This window comes from Actinoplanes sp. NPDC048791 (assembly GCF_040650095.1).
Classification (GTDB): domain Bacteria; phylum Actinomycetota; class Actinomycetes; order Mycobacteriales; family Micromonosporaceae; genus Actinoplanes.
This window is the reverse complement of sequence record NZ_JBEZGQ010000051.1, coordinates 3,323-18,434: the sequence shown is the minus strand read 5'-3', so window position 1 is coordinate 18,434 and position 15,112 is coordinate 3,323. Positions and strand designations below refer to the sequence as shown.

Below are 15,112 nucleotides of genomic sequence, written 5' to 3'. Positions count from 1 at the left end.
CGCGGGCGGTCCCCAGCACGGCGGACGGCCTAAAATCGTGCCGTGCAGACGCGTGCCGGAAACCCACGACCCATCACCCGCTACGGGAACCCCGTCCTGCATCGGCGATGCGCCGACGTGACCGTGTTCGACGAGGAGCTGCAACAGCTCGTCGCCGACATGTTCGCGTCGATGGCCGCCGCGGAAGGGGTGGGCCTGGCGGCGAACCAGATCGGCGTCGACGCCCGGATCTTCGTGGTCGACTGCCCCGACGCAACCGAGACGAACGTCGTGGCGCACGTGGTGAACCCGGTCCTGCACCTGCCGGACGCGCGAGACCTGGAAGTGGACAGCGAAGGCTGCCTGTCGGTGCCGGGGGTCCGCGCCGAGGTCGGCCGGCCCGCGACCGCCTACGTGACGGGCGTCGACATGTTCGGCCAGCCGGTACGCATCGACGGGACGGGGTTGCTGGCCCGCTGCCTCCAGCACGAGACGGATCACCTTGACGGGCTGCTGTACGTCGACCGGCTGCCGGCCAAGAAGCGTAAGAGGCTGCTGGCGGAGAGCGCCGAGGCGCCGGCTGTGGGCGTCACGGAATAATCGCCGGTCGGCTAATTACGCACGTCAATGCCGGTACTCATCCGAGCCGGGGCCGGTCCGGGCCGGGCGGTGGGGCAGCGTCCGCCGACCGGAGGCTGCGACCGTCGCGACGGCCCGGCGGGCCGCCGCTTCCGCCGAGCCGGCCCTGCTGACCGGAGAGTGGGCCATCGGAGATTCGGCCATTCGGCGATGATCGACGGTACGGATGGACAATAACCGCCACGGTCGATACTCTTTCCTACGACGCCGTTGCGAGTTCTTCCCCCGTGGAATTCGCAGCGGCGCTCCTATTTTCCGGCCCTGCCGGCTCCCCTCCCGGCCCCCGGCCCGGTCCTCGTTCCGCTGCGGGTGTTGAGCATCCGTCGCTGATCCCAGCCCCCCGGCCCGTTGCTGGACCGCCCGGCGTTTCCTGGCTGGTTGGTGACGTGCTCAGCCGACGGAGATCGGCAGGTTGGTGTAGCCGCGGATCGCCAGGCTGTCGCGCCGGCCGGGATCGCCGGCGAGGGCGAGCTGTGGGAAGCGCGCCAGCAACGCCGGGATGGCGATCTGCGCTTCGAGACGGGCCAGGGGCGCACCGAGGCAGTAGTGGATGCCGCCGCCGAAGGACAGTGGCGCGTTGTCCGGGCGGCGAAGGTCCAGCCGGTCCGGGTCGGTGAAGCGTTCCGGGTCGCGGTTGCCTGCCCCCAGGTAGGCCACGATCCGTTCGCCGCCCGACACCGGAACGCCCGCGATCTCCACGTCGTCCCAGGCCACCCGGCTCAGCAGCTGCACCGGGGTGTCGAAGCGCAGCAGCTCCTCGACCGCTGACGCCGCCAGTCCGGGCTCCCGGCGCAGCAGCTCGAGCTGGTCGGGGTTGCGCAGCAGGGCGACCAGGCTGTTGGCCAGCAGGTTGGTGGTCGTCTCGAAGCCGGCCGCGAACAGCAGCGCCGCCATCGTGAGCAGCTCGTCCTCGGTGAGCTTCTCGCCGTCCTCCTCGGCTGCCACCAGCGCACTGATCAGGTCGTCACCCGGTTTGCGGCGGCGCTCGGCGGCGAGCCCGGCGAGATAGGCCTGGATGGTGGCGGCCGCCGGGTCCGCGGTGGCCAGCACTTCGGGCGTGATCACTTCGAGGACCTGGGTCCAGTCCCGGACCAGCCCCTGGAACTGCGCGCGGTCCTCCTCGGGGATGCCGAGCAGCTCACCGATGACGTTGACCGGCAGCGGGAACGCGAACGCATCGATGAAGTCGACGTCGCCGTTCATGCGTACCAGAAGATCCTCGACCATCTCGGTGATCCGCGGCTGCAGAGCCTGGACCCGGCGGGCGGTGAAAGAGGAACTGACCAGCCGGCGCAGCCGGGTGTGGTCCGGCGGGTTGATCGCCAGGATGCTCGTGAAGAGCTGGTGCAGCGCGGGGTGGTCGGCCCAGTCGGCCCGGACGAACTCGAGCATGTGCGACGGCATGTGCCCGAGCCGCGGATCGCGGGTGACCGCGATGCAGTCGGCGTGCCGGGTGACAACGAGCGCGCCGTCGTCGGCGCGCACGACGGGGGAGATCTCGCGGAGTCGCTGATAACGGGGGTACGGATCCTCACGGCCGGTCAGGTGGGTCAACTCATCGAGCAAGGTCGATACTTCTGGACTCTCCACAATGTCCGTCACGGTGAAAAGGATACCGGCGGGTTGAGCAGGCGGGTTGCATCGTTTAGGCTCGGCCGAGCGTCATCAATCTGAGTTTACGGTCGTTCAGCGACGCCCCAACATCGGGGGATGTGCAGCCTCGGCTGCTCATGGGCGTCGATGCAGCGACCGGTTTTCGTCGGTATGATCCGCATGTCCCATCTTGGCCCGGCGACGAGGGGAGTGCGGTGTCCAGCGAGTTCTCCATCGCCGAAAAACTGGACCGCCTTTTCACCCAGGTCAGGTCCGCGGGCCAGGGCGAGGCCAGCTACATGGCGGTGGCCGAGGCCATCCGGGCGCAGCAGGGCATCCAGATCTCGCACACGTACATCTGGCAGCTCCGCACCGGACGCCGCACCAACCCGACCGTCCAGCACCTCAAGGGCCTGGCGACCTACTTCGGCGTGCCGATCGCCTACTTCCTGGACGACGACGAGGCCCGGAAGATCGACAGTCAGCTGGCTCTGCTCGGCACCCTGCGCGACGCCAAGGTGAAAGAGATCGCGCTGCGTGCGGCGGACGTGTCGCCGAGCAGCCGGGACACGATCGGGGAGCTGGTGCGCCAGGTGTGGGAGCTGGAACGCGACCGGGGCAAGCCTGACGCTTGAGCTGTGGTTTGGTCCTCGGGCCGCTGCCGGTCAGCAGAGTGATCGCCGGCGAGCTGGGTTCCGGTTCAAGGGGCGGCGGTCGCGGGCCGGCGGGCAGCGAAGGCTGCCGGCTCGTCGCGGCGGAAGGCGGCGCTCACGGCGCTGAGCCAGGCCACCTCGTCGGCGATCTCCCCGCCGATGTCCGCCCACCGGTCACCGTTCTCGGTCGGCGGCGCCCCGTCCCGGTGCAGTCGCAGGGCGAGAGCGATACCGCACGCCTCGACCAGTGCCGGACGGTCACCGACGTACTTCCGCGCCTCATCGAGCGCACCTGCCGGCAGGTAGTCGCGCAGCGTCAGCATGCCGTCCCGGATCTCGATCACCCGCCGGTAGAGGCGCAGCTGAACCTCGTCCACCCCGGCCAGTTCGAGCAGCGCCCGTCGCCGGGGGAAGAGGATGACGTCGGGGAAGGTCTGGCGCATGACGCCCCACAGTGGACGCAACGCCCAGAGTGAACGGTAGGCGTGGAAGACGGAGCGCAGCTTGCCGCTCGCCGGCACGGTCACACCGATGAGACAGATGATGGTGCCGATCGTGCGGAGGGCGTTGGCCGCGGGCTCGACTCGTTCGATCGGCATCCGGGCGCCGAGGCTGTGCGCGACTATCGCCGCGGTTTTGACCACTGCGTAAACGGCGACGAGGAAGGTGCCGAGCGCCATCGCGCGTAGTCCGTTGCGCAGCAGGGCGGCTGAGGCCGAGCGGCTGGTCCGCCAGAACAATGCCGTGGTGAGGGCGAGAACTGCGCCCAGATATCCGTTCAGCACCATCCAGTAGGCCGCTGCCGTCGGCGGTATGTCCGTATCCCAGAGCTCGGTCGCCCTGGTCTTGATGCCACCGGGCGTGATGCTGATCAAGATGATGAGCGCGACCAGCACCGAGGCGGCCAGCAGCTGTTGGAAGCGCGCCGCGTACGGGTGCTTCGCGTCGTAGTCGGTGATCAGGGAGACGAAGCGCAGCAGGAAGAATGCGGCGAGGACGCCGAGAACGTGGGGGATGACCTGTGACTGCGGAATCCACTCGCTGACCGTCGCGTTGACCCCGGGCGTCGCCACCGTCTTGGCCAGCGAGAGCGAGAACAACGTCGCCCACATTGCCCGTTGCTGGGCGTCGCGCCAGAGGGCGGGCAGGCGAGCGACGACCGTGCCCCACAGCAGCACGAGCACGATGCCGGTGAGGGCGCCGTTCAAGACGAGAACTTCAGGACGTCGGCCACCCGACCGAGGGTGTCCCCGGACCGGTGACCGGTTGCTGCGCCGAAGGCCGAGCGGGCCCGGATCAACGAAGCCAGCATCTCGGCCTCGCGCTCCTGGGTGGTGGTGTAGCTGACGCGGCCGAGGATCGTGTTGATTGTCCGGGGGTCAAGGTCGGGCACCAGCCGGCCGATCCCGCCACTGCCTTTGCTGTCCGAGCCGGCGTTGACGCCGGTGGTGTGGCCGCTGAGCATGTGACTCAGCTCATGCAAAACGATGTGCTCGGCGTGCAGCTGCGAGGTCTCCGGGTCGTAGAACACGTAATCCGCGCTCTCCACGGAGATCCACAATCCGCACGGCAGGCCAGCGCTGAGCCCGGGCATCGGTCGCAAAGTGAGCGGACGTCCCCGATAAGTGGCCATGGCAGCGCAGAAAATGTCCAGATCGAACGGATTCGGAATGGCAATGTTCTCGAGGCGGCGCTCGCAGCGCCGACGCAGCCGGCTCACCTGTTCCCCCCGGTCTAGGTCCGGCTGCCCAGGCTACTCGCAGGTATCCGTACTTCGAACCGACAACCGTCGACGGTGTTGCGTACGCCGACGTGTCCACCGTGCGCCTCAACCAGCCCCCGGACGATCGCCAAGCCGAGACCACCGCCGGCCGCCGAGTTGCCTGGACCGTGATCCTGTGGTCGCGGGGTCCGGGCGCGCTCGCCGCGGAAAGCAACATCGAAGACCCGGGGCAGGTCGGCCTCGGGGATGCCACCGCAGGTGTCCGACACAGCCAGCCAGACCTCACCGCGCTCGGCTCCCGCGTCGACCACCACGGTGCCGTCCGGCGGGGTGTATCGCACGGAGTTGACCAGGAGATTGGCCACGACGCGGCTCAGCTCCGGCTCACCGGCCGTCACGATCGGCCAGCCGGACTCGCGGGCCAGGATCCGCACTCCTCGCATCCGGGCCAGCGGTGCGGTGGTGGCGATGGCATCGGAGACGACGTCACCGAGCGGCACGCTGGACAGCGCGAGCCGCAGTGCGCCGGCGTTGATGCGCGACAGCTCGAACAGGTCGTCGACGAGATAGGCCATCCGGTCGGTCTCGATGCGGATCCGCCGGTGATACTCCGCCACGGTCGCCGGGTCGCCGACGACGTTGTCCTCGAGGGCCTCGGCCATCGCCCGCAGCCCGGCGAGCGGAGTGCGCAGGTCGTGCGACACCCAGGCCACCAGGTCGCGCCGGCCGGCCTCCAACTGGCGTTCCCGCTCGCGGGCCTGGGTGGCCCAGACCGAGGCGGTGGCGAGCCGGTGGCCGAAGGTGGCGCCGACACCGAGGCTCACCGCGGCCGATGCTGCCACGGTGATCAGCACGACTTGAAGGTCGTGAGCAGAGAGGAACATGGCCCGCGCGACAGCGGCGACGCCGGCCACGACAGAAGTGACGGTGATCGTCAGCAGCACGCAGACGTGCAGGATGATCGACCGCTTCCGCAGCAGCCGCAGAGCGATCTCGCCGACCACTCCGACGACAGCGCCGGCCGCGAGGGCGTAGAGGCCGATGAGAATGAGATCAGACATTGCCGGACACCCGTTCGTAGCGGTAGCCGACACCCCAGGCGGTGAGGATGCGCCGCGGAGATGCCGGGTCGGCCTCGATCTTCTCCCGCAACCGGCGCACGTGAACCGTCACCGTCGAGTGGTCGCCGAACTGCCAGCCCCACACCTTGTCGAGCAACTCGGCCCGCGACCAGGCCCGAGCCGGATGACGCATCAGGAACTCCAGGAGATCGAACTCCCGGGTGGTCAGCGGAAGCACTTCACCACCGAGACGAGCGATCCGGCGCCCGGTGTCGGCGGTCAGGTCTCCGTCGACGACAGTGGCCGAGGCGGGCGGAGCGACGGGTGCCACCGTCCGGCGAAGCACCGAGCGGATCCGCAGCACGAGCTCACGCGGCGAGAACGGCTTGGTGACGTAGTCGTCGGCGCCGACCTCGAGCCCCAGCACGCGGTCCGACTCCTCGCCCAACGCGGTGAGCATGACGACGGGCAGCTCGGGTGCGTCGCGGCGCAGGCGCCGGCAGACCTCCAGACCGTCGATGCCGGGCATCATCAGGTCGAGGACCACGATGTCGGGCATCTCGGACGCCACGGCGGCGAGGGCGGCCAGGCCGTCACCGACAAGTCGGACCTGGCAGCCCTCCTGCTCAAGGTAGCGGCGGACGACGTCGCTGACGGTCGGGTCGTCGTCGACGACGAGTACGCGGTGGCTCACGGCTGCGACGCTACCCATACGCGGGGCTGAGAGACCTTGCAATCCTCTTACGGTGTTGCCGCGGGGTGCCGGTTCTCGGCGGATCCGCCCTGGTTGAGCCGGTTGGGAGTGGGAGCCGGGCGTGATGCCGTGCGGTGGCCGCGGCTGGCCGGACGTGAGGCGCGGTGGCTTGCGGTGGGAGTCAGTCACTGCTGTCCTTCGGACGGCTGAGATGGTGCGGTTGCGGATCTTCGGCTGGTGGTGGCGGTGATGAACTCGGGTTCGCTTCCGGGCTGTCGGCCAGTTGGCGCGATGGCGCACGCGGGGCTCGAGCCGGCCTCGGACGGTCACCCTTGGTTGTACCGGCGCGGTGGCGCACGACTCCGGCCGACACAAGCGCGGCAGCCCAGGTCACGGCCAGGACCAGAAGCAGGCCGCGACCATAGGCGAGGGGTAGGACCGACGGATTGTCGCCCGAGCGGCCGTAGCCGAGCACGAGAGGAAGTGCCACCACACCGACGGCGAGGCTGATGATCGCTGCCGCTCGGATGCCGGGCAGGAACCGGCGAGGAGCGAAGCGCCCGATGATGGCCCCTCCCGCGATCGTCGCCGGTAGGAGTACCGCATCGTGCCCTACGAGAACCGCGGCCAGGAACAGCAGGACGCCGCCGGGCTTGAGGTCCGGGTCGGTGGCCGCGCCCAGCACCGCGTACCCCATCACGATCGCGCCCACTGCGATCAGCGCGCCCCTCACGACGCCTCCTGAACGGTGATCCGGGTGACCCACTTGGTCTGCAGGACGCCCGGCCTGTTCGGTGCGATGAGCCTCGCCGGATAGCCGTGGTCCAGATCCAGCGGTGCGCCGTTGAGCCGAAGCGCAATCAACGTCCAGCGGTCCCGTACGTGCGGAGACGCCACGGTCGACGTTCGGTATCGCCCGCCCTGCTCCAGTGATTCCACCTCGGCGGACGCCGTTTCCGGATCACCGCCGGCAAGGGCGATCAGATCCTGGAGCCGTACGCCCGTCCAGGTGCCCGTAGCGCTCCAGCCCTCGACGCATGCGATCGGCAGCACGACTGTGTGCTGTTCCAGCGCGGCCAAGCCGTCCAAGGAGAGGGTGACTTCCCCGGTCGGACCCGCGATGGTCAGGCGATACGCTGGATCGAGTGCTCGATCACGCACACCAGCGCCGGCTGCCGTCTTGTTGACCGGAAGGTGCTGAGGTCCGGAGGTGGACCGTCGCGGCGCGAGCACGGAGACCGGCGCCAACGGGGTGATGGTCTGTCCCGCCGTAGCGAGTGTGATCACGCCGGCTGCGGCTCCGACGGTGCCGAGCAGTCCACGCCGGCTGAGCCCTCGACCGGGTTCTTCCGGAGCGGGCCGGACGAACGCCTCGCGGACCACGGGAAGCTTGACGCCGATGTGCACCAGTAGCGCGCCGACGGTCAGCCACGCCACCCAGTAGTGGCCGGTCGTGAAGTAGAACGGCAGGGGTCCGTACCAGCGGGCGATGTTGAGAACGCCACCGATCAGCTGGAACAGGGCCGACGCGACCAGCACGGCGATGCTTGCGCGCTCGATGGCGTGCACGATGCTTCGCGCCGGTGGCCATTCGAAGAGGCGTGGGTAGACCGACCAGAGCTTCGCGCCGAGCAGCGGGATCGAGGCCAGGCCTGTGATGACGTGCAGCCCCTGGGTGAATCGGTAGAGGCCCGCGGGGCGCGACGGCCACCAGAACCAGGACGGTGGGTGCTGGATGAAGTGGCTGGTCAGCCCGGTCAGAAAGCAGATGGTGAAGGCGACCGCGAGCGCAACCCCGAGCTGACTCGTCAGTCGTGCCGACCTCAGCGCCGAGGGAAACGCACCCTCCCTCAGCGGCCCGAGGCGCAATGCTTCGGGAGGTTCAGGGAGCGGCTGCCGGAGCAGGTTGGGCAGCCGCTTGCGTCGGGCCGGCGAAGTGCTCATGCCGGGGTGAGCGTCGCGAACCACCGCCCTGCCTCCTTCCAGGTCTCGGTCACCCGCAGAGCAGACAATTCAGCAAGATCAGCCAGATCCTCCGGCGCCACCTCCGCCCACCGGAACGTCGCGACAGCCGGATCGCCCGCGGCGCGGATGCTCGCCGCGCCGGCCCAGCTGCGGGTGCCCGGGGCCGAGAGCTCGGCGTGCAGGCGTCCGTCGGAGCCGAGCAGTTCGCGGCAGCGACGCAACAGAGTCACCGGATCGCCCCCGATGCCGATGTTGCCGTCGGCCAGCAGGAGATGCCGCCAGCGGCCGTGCCCCGGCAACTGCCCGAAGACGTCACGCCGCAGCACAGTCGCTCCCCGCGCCCGAGCGATGCGAACAGCGGTGGCGCTGATGTCGACCCCGAGAGCGGGACAACCCCAGCGGTTCAAGGCGTTGATGAGCCGACCAGGACCACACCCGATGTCGAGCGTCGGGCCGGAACAGCGCCTGAGCAGCCCGGAATCACCCGGGATCCGGGCACGGCACCAGGAGGCGGCATCGATGACCCGCTCGGAGCCGTACGGGCTCCGCAGGACGAGCTCGGCGTTCTCGCCCGCCTCGGCCCGGCGCAGTGCCTCCTCGTAGACATCGAGGATCCCGGGGGTGCTGATCGTCGCGGTGGTCATACCGCCACTTCCGCATCGAGAGCGGTCACGACACGCCTGAACTGGCTGTCGGCCGGGCACAGGTCGGCGACCGCCCGAGCATCCGCGACTGTGTCGACGTCGCGGAGAACTGGCAGCGAGCTCACCCGCAAGCCTGAGTCCTGCAGCGCCCGGAAGGTGCGTGCGCCGGTGTCCGACAGCGAGGTGGGGATCGTGCGGAGTATTTCGGCATGGGCGGGATCGCGCAGCCCGAGAGCCCACCAGCCGCCGTCCTCGGCCAGTCCCAGAACGGCGTCCGCATCGGCGAGCCGGGCCGCGGCCTGGGCGAGAAGGGCGCGCGTCACCTGCGGGGTGTCCATGCCGATCAGCACTACGGGACCCGCTCCGGCATCCGCGAAGGCGTTGGCCAACCGGGACCGGAGCTGATCACCACGCTGGGCGATCCTGTCCCAGCCGGCCGGTGCGGGATGGTCGCCGTCCACCACCAGCACGCCCGCGCCCACCGTTTCGAGGGTGTCGTGCAGCGCAGCTCCTGCCACCACGGCGGCTTGCTCGAGTGTCCAGGGTGGGCAGAGCCGCGTCTTCACCCGGCCCGGAACGGGTGTCTTCGCCAGCACGAGGATTCGGGTCATCGGGCCAGCACCGCACTCATGTCGCGGATCGCCCGAGCGGTGCCCCGCACCGTCCCGGTGACCTTGGAACGGGTGCCGGCGGCGCGCGGGTGGTAGGCGACGTCGATCTCGGTGACCCGCCAGCCGGCCTGGCCGGCCGCGATCAGCAGCTCGAGCGGGTAGCCGAAACGGCGGTCACGCAACCCGAGCGCCAGCAGGTCGGACTTGCGCGCGGCGCGGATCGGCCCGATGTCGTGCACGGGCAGCCCGGTGGTGCGGCGCAGACGCTGAGACAGCACCGCGTTGCCGAGCCGGGCGTGCGCCGGCCACGCGTTGCGGGTCGTCGGCCGCCGTCGCCCGACGACCAGCTCCGCCGCACCCGCGCGGACAGGATCGGCCAGCCGGGGAAGGACCGCGGGATCGAACGACCCGTCGGCATCCAGCACGCAGACGACACCGTCGTCCGGATCCGCCGCCAGGAGCCCGGCGTGCACGGCGGCGCCGTAACCCGGCTCGGGGACGGACACCACCTCGGCACCGTGGGCGCGTGCGACGTCCGCCGACCCGTCCGTCGAGCCGTTGTCGGCGACGATCGCACGGTAGCCCGGGGGCAGCCGCGTGAGCAGCCACGGCAGGGCGGGAGCCTCGTTCAGGCAGGGCAGCACCACATCGGTCATGTCCGCAAGCTATCGGGGGAAGAGCTGCGGAAACCCTTACAAGATAATGACGTCGAGGACAGTTCTTACGAACCGCTGACGCCTCCCGCCGAACCACCCCGCAACCCGGCGCCGAGGCCTAACGTGGCCGCCGTGACCCATGTGCTTGTGACCGGCGGCGCCGGCTTCATCGGAACCCACGTGACCGCTGCGCTGCTCGCAGCGGGGCATTCCGTGGCGATCCTCGACAACGGCCACCCGGCGGCGCACCGGGAGCCCCTGCCGGCGACCGTCGCGGGCGCCACGGTCCAGATCGCCGATCTCCGTGACCGTGATGCCGTGGCCGCCGCGCTTCGGGGCGTCGACGTCGTCGTGCATCAAGCCGCCATGGTCGGCATGGGCGTGGATCTCGCGGACCTCCCGGACTACGTCGGCAGCAACGACCTGGCCACGGCCGTGCTGCTCGCCGAGATGGCCCGCACCCAGGTGCGTCGCCTCGTGCTGGCCAGCTCCATGGTCGTCTACGGCGAGGGCTCGTACGCATGCCCGGACCACGGCCCCCAGCGTCCACCGGCCCGAACCGCCGAGGATCTCGAGGGCGGCCAGTTCGAACCGCCGTGTCCCGTGTGCCGGGCTCCGCTCGTCTCGACCACCACCAGCGAGGACGCCAGACTCGAGCCACGCAGTGTGTACGCGGCCACCAAACTCGCCCAGGAGCACCTCTCGGCAGCATGGGCGCGGCAGAGCGGCGGTTCAGTGGTCGCCCTGCGCTACCACAACGTCTACGGACCGGGAATGCCCCGCGACACTCCCTACAGCGGAGTTGCGGCGATCTTCCGCTCTGCGCTGGAGGCGGGCCGGGCACCGCGAGTCTTCGAGGACGGCCGCCAGCGTCGTGACTTCGTGCACGTGACCGATGTGGCCCGGGCCAATGTGGCGGCTCTCGAAGTGACCGGGACGTCCGCCTTCTCGGCCTACAACATCGCTTCGGGACGCCCGGCGACGGTCGGTGACATGGCGCAGGCCCTGTCCGACGTGATGGCCGGCCCCGCGCCGGTGGTGACCGGTGAGTTCCGCCTCGGCGACGTTCGCCACGTGGTCGCCTCCCCGGAACGGGCGGCCAAGGAGCTCGGCTTCTCGGCCGAGATCGACCTTCCTACCGGCATGGCTGACTTCGCCGCCGCGGAGCTGCGGGCGTGACCACCCTGCAGCGGATCCGGTCGTCGCGGGCCCGGGCGCGCCTGTCCGGCTCGTCACGGGCGGACATCGTGGCGGCTCTCGTGGCCCTGGCGCTGATCGGCGTCGCAGCCCTGGTGGGAGGCCTGCTCTATCTGGCCGGCCATCCGGTGCAGGCCAGTTCAGCGCCGTTCTACGCCCAGTGGGTGCCGCACCTCGGCCCGGGGACGCCGTTGGCCCTGCTGATCGCGGGCCTTGTCATCTGGCACGGGCAGGCGTTGGCCACGCGCCTGTCGTGGCGATCCCTGCTTGTCGCGGGCTACGGCACAGCGGTCGTCTGGACGTTCAGCCTGGCCCTCGTCGACGGCTGGCAGCGAGGACTCGCGGGTCGCCTCACCACGCAGCCGGAGTATCTGCACGAGGTGCCCGGTGTCACCGACGTGCCGGCGATGCTGCGAGGGTTCGCTGCTCGGATTCTCGACTTCCAGCCGGATTCCTGGACCACCCATGTCTCCGGGCACCCGCCGGGCGCTCTTCTCGTCTTCGTCGGCCTGGACCGCGTCGGTCTCGGTGGCGGGGGATGGGCGGCCATGGTTTGTGTCCTGGTCGGTGCGGCGGCAGCGGTGGCGGTGCCCGAGACAGTTCGACTACTGGGCGGCGGGAGCGCTTCGGATGCCACGGAAGCCGCCCGGGCCGCTGTGCCGTTCGCCGTGCTGTTCCCGGGAGCGGTGTGGGTGGGCGCGTCCGCCGACGGTCTGTTCGCCGGGCTGGCTGCGGTGGGAGTGATGCTGCTGGCGCGGGGGCTGACCCGGCGCGCGCCGGTGGCCGCCTTCTTCGGTGGCGTTCTGCTCGCCTTCGCGCTCTATCTCTCGTACGGACTCACGCTGCTCGCGCCGATCGTGCTGGCTGTCGTTTTCCTGGCCCGGCGTTGGCGACCGCTCGTCTTCGCGGCGCTGGGCGGTGGCGTGGTCATCGCCGCCTTCACCGCATCGGGTTTCTGGTGGTGGGACGGCTATCAGCTCGTGGTGGAGCGGTACTACCAGGGCGTGGCGAGCCACCGCGCGTACGGCTACTGGGTCTGGGCGAATCTGGCGGCGGTGGTGGCGTCGGCCGGGCTGGCGGCGGCACCGATCCTGCGGCGTGCTGTCTTGGCGCGACCCGTCAGCGCGGAGCGGTTGCTTCCGATCGCTGCCCTGGTGGCCATTCTGGCTGCTGACGTCTCTGGGCTCAGCAAGGCCGAGGTGGAACGGATCTGGCTGCCCTTCGCGGTCTGGTTCGCCGCGGGCGCTGTGCTGCTGCCTCCGCGGAGTCGCCGGGGCTGGCTCATCGTGCAGGCCGCGATGGCGTTGCTGGTCAACCATCTGCTCCTGACGAGCTGGTAGGGAATCCGCGATGGTGGCCGCAGAGCGGCGCTGCCGGCCGACTGGCAGCTCCGAAGAGCCGACAGCCGGCGGCAGCGCCGCTGCGGTACTACCTGGTGCCGTTGAGCACCGACGCCGGGATCAGGTCGGCGACCGGCGGAAGCTGCTTCGACTGGTCCGCGCGCATCGTCGACATCTCCTCCGGCTTGTCCGGGCTCACCAGTGGCTCGGTGAACGGCTGGATGTCACCCTGGCACACCTTGCCCTTGGCGGGCAGCGTGGCCTTGAGCAGGTAGTTGTCGATCGCGGTCGTCGCGCACGCCGAGGTGCCGTACGCGGTGTGACCCCAGTTCGTGCTGGACAGCAGGCGGCTGTTCGGCAGGAGCTTGGCGGAGGAGACGGCCTCCTGGTAGTTCGTGGCCGGGTCCCAGTAGCTGCCGACAACGAGCACCGGCGCGGCCGAGCGACGGTTGAACGGGCCGGTGTAGGCGTCCTCGTCGCGGACGGTCCACGAGTTGCGGGCACACTGCACGCTGCCCCAGGCCCACGCGCGGCCGAAGTACGGAGCGCGCTTGTCGGCCTTGGCCGTCGCTGCCGGCCACGAGTTCGCGTCCTTCGGGTGCAGACCGTCGGTGCACATCACACCGCTGAAGGCTTCGAAGTCGTTGTAGTACGGGAAGTCGCGACCCGGCTTGCGGTTGCGCGCTTCCTTGATCCGCTCGATGACCGCCTTCTTCGCGACGGCCTTGTCGGCACTGGTCGCGGCGGGCGTGGCCAGCAGCGTCCACAGCTGCGACGAGAGGTCGGCCACGACGTCACCCGCGTAGGTGTCGTAGAGCGAGCCGAGGATGCCGCCCACGAAGTCGGCATAGGTGATCGTGTAGGTGCCGAACTCGTCGGTGATGACGAGCGGCTTCGCCCGCAGCTTCTGCGCGATCGTCTCGAAGTTCTTGACCGGGTCACCGGCCGCGAAGCTGCAGTACTTCTCGCCGGCCTTGTCGCAGCGCTTGAGGATCTCGCGCAGCGCCTTGTACGCGCCGTCGGCCGAGTGCATGCGCTCATCCTGGATCTGGTTCTTCGTCTTGCTGGTGCCCGTCCACGAGACCGGGTCGATGACACCGTCGACGACCAGCGCCCGGAAGCGGTCCGGGAACATGTTGGCGTAGTACTGGCCGATCGCGGTGCCGTAGCTGAAGCCCAGGTAGGTCAGCTTCTTGTCACCCACGGCGCGGCGCAGCACGTCCATGTCCCGGACGACCTCGGCGGTCGACATGGCACCGGCGATCTTCTTGCCGGTTGTCGAGCAGGCCTTGGCCACGGCCTTGGCGGACTTGATGTACGCCTTCTCCTCGGCCTTGCCGTACGGGAAGGCGACGTTCAGGCCGGCGTACGCCTGGGTCTGGTCCTTGGTGGACTTGAAGCACTTGACGTTCTCGCTGTTGGCGATGCCGCGCGGGTCGACGCCGACGATGTCGAAGCGGTCGAGCACCGAGTCGCTCAGGAACAGCGGCGCGTTGAGCGCGATGGACGTGCCCGAGCCGCCGGGGCCACCGGGGTTGAGGAACAGGCTGCCGATCTTGCGCTTCTGGTCGCGGGCCTTGACCCGCAGAACCGCTACTTCGGTCGTCGCACCCTTGGGCTTGTCGTAGTCGAGCGGCAGGCGCACGGTGGCGCATTCCGCCGTGTCATAACACTTGTACCAGCCCAGCTTGGGCGTCTTGACGCTGTCGACTCGCTTACGTTCCTTGGCGCTCGTGGTCGCGGCCTTCTTGGCGGCCAGCGACGGTACGGCGGACACGGGGGCGACGGTGCGCGGCGTGGCGGCCACTGCGGGCACCACGGCGCCGGCTGCGAGGACAACGCCGGCGATTCCGGCGATCGCCAAACGACTGGCAGAAGAGGGCATACGAACTGCCTTTCGGACGGTGACCGCAGCGAGGGTGCTGCGGTCGGGTGGATCGTAGGAACTCGATGCCACCTTTTCGGCCGTCCGATTGCTGTTCACGCGGCCGGCAATCTCCGGTTCATATTCGGCCGTTGTCTATCCAGGCTCGACAATGGCGTTGCCGGCTGTCGCGTCGTTCATAGTTCAGCGAGAATCTGCGTCCTTGATCCGATATCTCGGGCCCGCGTGTCCGCCGGAGATGCTAAACGGAGGGGCGAGGCCGGCGGCGGGAGGCGGGAATCAGCTGACCAGCTTGATCCGGACCCGGCGGTTCTGGCGGCCCTTGCTCTCCACCTTCACCACCTGGACGCGGCCCACCTGGGCTGTGGACGCCACGTGCGTACCGCCGTGGGGGGGGGGGGGGAGGGCCGCGAGGGGCCCCACACCGCCCGCCCGGGGGTGAAGCGGGGGGGGACGACTACGGGTGGGGTGA

At 69.7% G+C, this 15,112-nt stretch carries 15 protein-coding genes and 1 pseudogene; 4 read left to right on the top strand and 12 right to left on the bottom strand.

Annotation, left to right across the window (positions count from 1 at the left end):
• Positions 1–42: 42 nt before the first annotated feature.
• Entirely contained in the window at positions 43–579 is a 537-nt protein-coding gene (gene def / locus AB0C29_RS06725; protein ID WP_360816151.1) for a peptide deformylase, read from the top strand.
• A 429-nt stretch (positions 580–1,008) separates the two neighbouring features.
• Here def and AB0C29_RS06720 read toward each other — a convergent pair whose 3' ends face one another.
• Complete coding sequence (locus AB0C29_RS06720) at positions 1,009–2,211, bottom strand: cytochrome P450 (protein WP_360816157.1); 1,203 nt, start codon at positions 2,209–2,211, stop codon at positions 1,009–1,011.
• A gap of 215 nt (positions 2,212–2,426) precedes the next feature.
• On the opposite strand from AB0C29_RS06720, the gene AB0C29_RS06715 reads away from it, so the two are divergent.
• Entirely contained in the window at positions 2,427–2,846 is a 420-nt protein-coding gene (locus AB0C29_RS06715) for a helix-turn-helix domain-containing protein (protein WP_360816148.1), read from the top strand.
• A 65-nt stretch (positions 2,847–2,911) separates the two neighbouring features.
• Here the strand turns inward: AB0C29_RS06715 and AB0C29_RS06710 are convergent, their stop codons facing one another.
• The 9 genes from AB0C29_RS06710 to AB0C29_RS06670 form a co-directional block, all read right to left on the bottom strand.
• A complete protein-coding gene (locus AB0C29_RS06710) occupies positions 2,912–4,072 on the bottom strand; it encodes an MAB_1171c family putative transporter (protein WP_360816145.1) in 1,161 nt (386 codons plus the stop codon).
• Complete coding sequence (locus tag AB0C29_RS06705; protein WP_360816142.1) at positions 4,069–4,584, bottom strand: hypothetical protein; 516 nt, start codon at positions 4,582–4,584, stop codon at positions 4,069–4,071. Before AB0C29_RS06705 ends, AB0C29_RS06710 begins: the two co-directional genes overlap by 4 nt.
• A 14-nt stretch (positions 4,585–4,598) precedes the next feature.
• The gene (locus tag AB0C29_RS06700; RefSeq protein WP_360816137.1) at positions 4,599–5,648 is read right to left on the bottom strand and encodes a HAMP domain-containing sensor histidine kinase; all 1,050 of its coding nucleotides are present in this window, start codon (positions 5,646–5,648) and stop codon (positions 4,599–4,601) included.
• Positions 5,641–6,360 carry a response regulator transcription factor gene (locus AB0C29_RS06695; protein ID WP_360816134.1) on the bottom strand — a complete coding sequence of 240 codons (720 nt, stop codon included), beginning with the start codon at positions 6,358–6,360 and terminating at the stop codon, positions 5,641–5,643. The genes AB0C29_RS06700 and AB0C29_RS06695 overlap by 8 nt, the downstream gene beginning before the upstream one ends.
• A 163-nt stretch (positions 6,361–6,523) precedes the next feature.
• Entirely contained in the window at positions 6,524–7,075 is a 552-nt protein-coding gene (locus AB0C29_RS06690) for a hypothetical protein (protein ID WP_360816131.1), read from the bottom strand.
• Complete coding sequence (locus AB0C29_RS06685; protein WP_360816128.1) at positions 7,072–8,286, bottom strand: molybdopterin-dependent oxidoreductase; 1,215 nt, start codon at positions 8,284–8,286, stop codon at positions 7,072–7,074. The genes AB0C29_RS06690 and AB0C29_RS06685 overlap by 4 nt, the downstream gene beginning before the upstream one ends.
• On the bottom strand, positions 8,283–8,951 hold the full coding sequence (locus AB0C29_RS06680) for a class I SAM-dependent methyltransferase (protein WP_360816125.1): 669 nt from the start codon (positions 8,949–8,951) through the stop codon (positions 8,283–8,285). The genes AB0C29_RS06685 and AB0C29_RS06680 overlap by 4 nt, the downstream gene beginning before the upstream one ends.
• On the bottom strand, positions 8,948–9,562 hold the full coding sequence (locus tag AB0C29_RS06675) for a DUF2064 domain-containing protein (protein WP_360816122.1): 615 nt from the start codon (positions 9,560–9,562) through the stop codon (positions 8,948–8,950). The genes AB0C29_RS06680 and AB0C29_RS06675 overlap by 4 nt, the downstream gene beginning before the upstream one ends.
• Positions 9,559–10,218, bottom strand: a complete 660-nt coding sequence (locus tag AB0C29_RS06670; RefSeq protein WP_360816119.1) for a glycosyltransferase family 2 protein — start codon at positions 10,216–10,218, stop codon at positions 9,559–9,561. The genes AB0C29_RS06675 and AB0C29_RS06670 overlap by 4 nt, the downstream gene beginning before the upstream one ends.
• Positions 10,219–10,350: 132 nt before the next feature.
• Here AB0C29_RS06670 and AB0C29_RS06665 point away from each other — a divergent pair, with 132 nt between their 5' ends.
• Positions 10,351–11,397 (top strand): NAD-dependent epimerase/dehydratase family protein, encoded by a 1,047-nt coding sequence (locus AB0C29_RS06665; protein WP_360816116.1) that lies wholly within the window; start codon positions 10,351–10,353, stop codon positions 11,395–11,397.
• Between the two features lie 86 nt (positions 11,398–11,483).
• The gene (locus tag AB0C29_RS06660) at positions 11,484–12,755 is read left to right on the top strand and encodes a hypothetical protein (protein ID WP_360816154.1); all 1,272 of its coding nucleotides are present in this window, start codon (positions 11,484–11,486) and stop codon (positions 12,753–12,755) included.
• An 88-nt stretch (positions 12,756–12,843) separates the two neighbouring features.
• Here AB0C29_RS06660 and AB0C29_RS06655 read toward each other — a convergent pair whose 3' ends face one another.
• Together AB0C29_RS06655 and AB0C29_RS06650 are read right to left on the bottom strand one after the other, a co-directional pair.
• Positions 12,844–14,532 carry an alpha/beta hydrolase gene (locus AB0C29_RS06655; RefSeq protein WP_360816113.1) on the bottom strand — a complete coding sequence of 563 codons (1,689 nt, stop codon included), beginning with the start codon at positions 14,530–14,532 and terminating at the stop codon, positions 12,844–12,846.
• A gap of 387 nt (positions 14,533–14,919) precedes the next feature.
• Positions 14,920–15,027: pseudogene (locus AB0C29_RS06650) on the bottom strand (alanyl-tRNA editing protein); the annotation flags it as partial.
• Positions 15,028–15,112 lie beyond the last annotated feature (85 nt).